The sequence below is a fragment of the Actinoplanes solisilvae genome (assembly GCF_003999975.1).
In the GTDB taxonomy this organism is placed as follows: domain Bacteria; phylum Actinomycetota; class Actinomycetes; order Mycobacteriales; family Micromonosporaceae; genus Actinoplanes; species Actinoplanes solisilvae.
In genome coordinates this window covers 1-4685 of sequence record NZ_RJAC01000065.1, presented here as the reverse complement: position 1 = coordinate 4685, position 4685 = coordinate 1, and the positions used below count along the sequence as shown (strand labels likewise).

The window sequence follows — 4685 nt, the reverse complement described above, 5'->3', positions numbered from 1 at the left end:
ATAGCGGAGGGGAAACGCCCGGTCTCATTCCGAACCCGGAAGCTAAGCCCTCCAGCGCCGATGGTACTGCACTCGGGAGGGTGTGGGAGAGTAGGACGCCGCCGGACTCAACGTGACAGTAGGCCCACCCCACACGGGGTGGGCCTACTGCTTTTTACGGCCGGAATCGTCTCAGCGAAGATTCAGCCTCCGGTTACCCGATGGCTAGTTCTCTCAGGAATCGTTGCTACCTATGCGCCGTACCGCTGGCATTGTCGCCCTCGTGGCTCTGAGCACCGCCGTCGCTGGACCGCCGGCCCACGCCGGGGGAAAGCCGGGCAATGGCCTTCTGCAAGAGATCCGCGCAACCGTCGAAACGCCCGCTCTCTTCGATGACGAGGCCGGCGGCGACTCCGACGCCGATGACCCCGCGATCTGGGTCAACCAGGCCGACAAGTCGCGCAGCCGCGTCATCGGCACAGCCAAGAACGGTGGCCTGCGGGTCTACGACCTGGCCGGCCGTGAGGTGCAGTCGATCCTGCCGCCCGAGGGCGGCCGATTCAACAACGTCGACCTGGTGACCGGGTTCGGCAAGGGCCGGCAGGACTACGCCGTTGTCACCGACCGCGGGCTCGACAAGCTTCGCGTCTACCGCATCGACGCGTCCGGTCGGCTCACCGATGTCACGTCGGCCGACGCACCTCTGCTCTTCTCGCGGGACGAGGCCGAGGTCGAGGCCCAGGCAACCGGGTACGGCCTAGCGACGTACGGGCGCTATGCGGTTGTCAGCCGGCGGCACAGCACGACGTTGGGCATCTTCCGGCTCGAAGAGCGGAAGAACAGCGTCAGCTACCGCGTCACCGACAAGCTCGACCTCCCCAAGGAGTTCCAGCTCCCGAACGGCGCGACCTGGACGCCGTGCCTCGAGCCGGGTGAAGATCCGCAGATCGAGGGCATGGTCGTCGACGCCGAGGCCGGTGTGCTCTACGCCGCGCAGGAAGACGTCGCGCTGTGGAAGATCCAGCTCGACCGCGACCGGTTCGTCGGTGTTCCTCGGGTCGTCGAGCGCGTCGCCGAATACGGCACGCCCGGTGCCTACGACCCGGAGACCGAGGAGTGCGAGCTCGGCCCCGACGCGGGCTTCGGCGGCCGCATCCGCGCTGACGTCGAGGGTGCCACGATCTACCCCACCGGCAAACGCGACGGCTATCTGGTCGTCTCGAGCCAGGGCGACAGCAAGTTCTATGTGTACGACCGTCGCACGAACCGGCCGTTGACCAGCTTCCAGGCGGTCGACGCCCGGGTCGACGGCGTGCAGCACTCGGATGGCGCCGCTGCGACCTCGGTGCCGCTGCCCGGATATCCGAAGGGCCTGCTTGTTCTGCACGACGGCGAGAACACCCCGAACGGCGGCCGGGTGAGCACCAACTTCAAATACGTCGACTGGCGGTCGATCAACCTCAGGTGACGCGCTGAACGACCATCGCGGCGACTCCCGAGGTCGCGTCGATGTCGAAGCGGGCGGCGGCTCCGTCCCAGCCGTCCTGCAGCCATGATGAGCCGCCCGCGACACCCGTGCGGGTGGTGCCGTCGATGGTGACGCTGCCCGCGCCGCCGCGCGCGAAGACCCGTACGGGAGCCTGGCCCGTCAAACGGACGGCGAGCAGGCCGGCGCCCCCGCCGAGCAACACCCGCTGTGTGCCCTGAGCCGCGGGCAGGATCACCGAGGCGCGTTCCGTGCCCGAGCTGAAGTCGACGTCGCCGCCGGAGCCGCCGGTCAGGTCGACGGACTCGTCCTTGGCGCCGCCCGCGAGCCGCACCTGCCACCGCACGTCGTCGCTGAGCACCACCGTCAGGTTGGCCGGCCCGCTCTTGCCCGTGTCACGAAGGCCGGCCACCAGGTCGATGCCCTCGATCGCGGCGGTCGGCGCGACCTTCGAGTCGTCGGGGGTCGAGAACTCGTAGAGATCGCCGCCGAGGTCGCCGAGCCGCACCCGCACCACGTCGGCCCCGCTGACGAGCTGGAACGAGGACACGTCGCCGTCGCCGCGGACACGGTGCGCGTCGCGATCGTGGCGTTCACCGATCAGATAGCCCGGCCTGTTCTCGGGGTTGCGGTCGCGCCCGTCGCCGCCGGACCAGTCGCAGGCGGCCACCAGGCTGACAGTCATCGCGCTCAGCAGGAGCGCAGCGATCGACCGGCATCTCACGCCGGCAGGATACCCAGCGGGCTCGCCTCCTAGTCGTTTGAGCAGCGTTAGGCATTCGGCCACGACGGCGATGCTGTGCCGGACATCGACGGCGGCGATCGTGGCTGCATGCGAGTCGCTCTGGTCACGGAGTCGTTCCTGCCCGATGTGAACGGCGTCGCCAACTCGGTGGTGCGTACGGCCGATCATCTTCTGCGTCGCGGGCACCAGCCGATGGTGATCGCCCCGCAGCCGCCGCCCTCGGTGCGTGACACCCCGGTTCACGTGCCCTATCCGGTGGTGCGCGTCGCGTCCCTGCCGATGCCCGGCTATCCGCAGATCCGGCTGGGGCTGCCGACGCCGACGCTCACCGGGGCGCTACGTACGTTCGGTGCCGACCTGGTTCATCTGGCCAGCCCGTTCGTGCTGGGCGCGTGGGGGCTGCTGGCCGCTCGTACGCTGCGCCTGCCCACGGTTGCCGTTTATCAGACCGACGTCGCCGCGTACGCCCGTGCCTACCGCGTCGGCATGACCGAGGGCGCGGCCTGGAAGTGGATCAAGACCGTGCACAACCTGGCGTCGCGCACCCTGGTCCCGTCGTCGGAGTCGGCCGCGGCCCTCGACACGCACGGGGTCGAACGGGTTCACCTCTGGCGGCGGGGCGTCGACGACGAGCTGTTCCATCCCGGCCGGCGCAGTGCGGCCGTGCGCCGCCGGCTGGCCCCGAACGGCGAGGTTGTTGTCGGTTTCGTCGGGCGGCTGGCCGTTGAGAAGCAGATCGACCTGCTGGCCGACGTGAGCCGCCTGCCCGGCGTACGGCTGGTGGTCGTCGGCGACGGCCCGGCAGCACCACAGTTGCGCAAGGCCCTTCCGGCGGCGACGTTCCTCGGGGTGCGCCGCGGTGTCGAACTGGCCGAGCTCTACGCGAGCTTCGACGTCTTCGCGCACACGGGCCCGTACGAGACGTTCGGCCAGGCCGTGCAGGAGGCGATGGCGAGCGGCCTGCCCGTCGTCGCCCCTCGCGCCGGTGGCCCGGTCGACCTCGTCGCGCACGACCGAACCGGCTTCCTGGTTCCGCCTTTCGAGGCCCAGGGCTTCACAGACGCCGTACGAGATCTGGTCTCGGACCCGGATCGGCGGGCTGCTTTCGGGGCCGCCGGACGCCGCGCGATCGAGGGCCGTAGCTGGTACGCCGTCGGTGAGGAGCTGCTGGGGCACTACGACGCTGCGTGTAGCGTCGGGTTCCTCGAACGAAGGGCGGTCGCCGCGTGAGAATCGTCCGGGTGGCCAACTTCGTGACCCCGCGGTCCGGAGGGCTGCGCACCGCCCTGCGGCATCTCGGCGCCGGCTATCTCGCCTCCGGTCACGAGCCGGTGCTGGTGATTCCCGGTCCCGAGTTCTCCGACGAGCAGACCGAGCAGGGCCGCGTCATCACCCTGCCCGGCCCGCTGGTGCCGAAAATGGGTGGCTATCGGCTTCTGCTCGACCGCCGACGGCTGAGCACGACGCTGCGCGCGCTTCGGCCCGACCGCATCGAGGTCTCCGATCGATCGACGTTGCGCTGGCTCGGGCGGTGGGCGCGACGGCAGGACATCCCGTCGATGATGGTGTCGCACGAAAGCCTGGACGGGCTGCTTCGCCTCTTCGGCCCCGGTCCCAGCCGCCGCCTCGGCGACCTGCTCAACGGGCGGACGGCCGCCGACCACGATCAGATCGTTTGTACGACCGAGTGGGCGGCGCGAGAGTTCGCGCGTCTTGGCGTACGCAATCTGACGCGGGTGCCGCTCGGGGTCGACCTCGAAAGCTTCACGCCCGCGAACCACGACCCGCGGATGCGGACGCTCTGGTCCGGGCCCGACGACGTGATGCTGCTGCACTGCGGCCGGCTCGCGCCCGAGAAGAAGCCGCGCCGGTCCCTCGAGGCGCTGGCCGGCCTGCGGAAGTCCGGGATCCCGGCCGTGCTGGTCGTGGCCGGGGACGGGCCGCTGCGCAGCGCCCTGCAGTCCGAGGCGGCCGACCGCGGTCTGCCCGTGCGGTTCCTGGGCCACGTGGCCGACCGGGCTCGGCTGGCGGCGCTGCTGGCCACGGTGGACGTGGCGATCGCGCCCGGCCCGATCGAGACCTTCGGCCTGGCCGCGCTCGAGACCCTGGCCAGCGGCACGCCCGTCGTGGTCAGCGCCGAGAGCGCGCTGCCCGAGGTGATCGGCGACGCGGGGCTGGCCGTTCCCGGCGAAGGCCCGGCCTATGCCGACGCGGTTCGGATGTTGCTGTCCCAGCCCGAACCCGTACGCCGGGCGGCCGCTCGCGCGCAGGCCGAGACCTTTCCGTGGACGAGGTCGGTGGACGGCTTCCTGGCCGCCCACCGAGTTCCCGCGCCGGCGACTCGGCCCTGACTAGACCTGGACTTCGCACATGGTGTTGGACTGCCGTTATAGCCAGCGGGGTCGGGTGGGGTCGACTTTGAGGTGGGTGAGGAGTTGGGCTTGGAGCCATCCGGGGGTGGGGATTTTGGGTGGT

The 4685-nt window shown here is 70.4% G+C and carries 4 protein-coding genes and 1 rRNA gene; 4 read left to right on the top strand and 1 reads right to left on the bottom strand.

Annotation, left to right across the window (positions count from 1 at the left end; translation table 11 throughout):
- A 5S ribosomal RNA gene (gene rrf / locus EER30_RS46545) occupies positions 1 to 107 on the top strand; the annotation flags it as partial.
- A gap of 155 nt (positions 108 to 262) precedes the next feature.
- A complete protein-coding gene (locus EER30_RS46540) occupies positions 263 to 1447 on the top strand; it encodes a phytase (protein ID WP_240670772.1) in 1185 nt (394 codons plus the stop codon).
- On the opposite strand, the gene EER30_RS46535 is transcribed toward EER30_RS46540, so the two are convergent.
- Positions 1440 to 2189 (bottom strand): hypothetical protein, encoded by a 750-nt coding sequence (locus EER30_RS46535; RefSeq protein ID WP_127509739.1) that lies wholly within the window; start codon positions 2187 to 2189, stop codon positions 1440 to 1442. The genes EER30_RS46540 and EER30_RS46535 overlap by 8 nt on opposite strands.
- A gap of 108 nt (positions 2190 to 2297) precedes the next feature.
- Between EER30_RS46535 and EER30_RS46530 the strand changes: the two genes are divergently transcribed.
- Together EER30_RS46530 and EER30_RS46525 are read left to right on the top strand one after the other, a co-directional pair.
- Positions 2298 to 3440 carry a glycosyltransferase family 4 protein gene (locus tag EER30_RS46530; protein ID WP_127509736.1) on the top strand — a complete coding sequence of 381 codons (1143 nt, stop codon included), beginning with the start codon at positions 2298 to 2300 and terminating at the stop codon, positions 3438 to 3440.
- On the top strand, positions 3437 to 4561 hold the full coding sequence (locus EER30_RS46525) for a glycosyltransferase (RefSeq protein ID WP_205650733.1): 1125 nt from the start codon (positions 3437 to 3439) through the stop codon (positions 4559 to 4561). The genes EER30_RS46530 and EER30_RS46525 overlap by 4 nt, the downstream gene beginning before the upstream one ends.
- Positions 4562 to 4685: the final 124 nt, after the last annotated feature.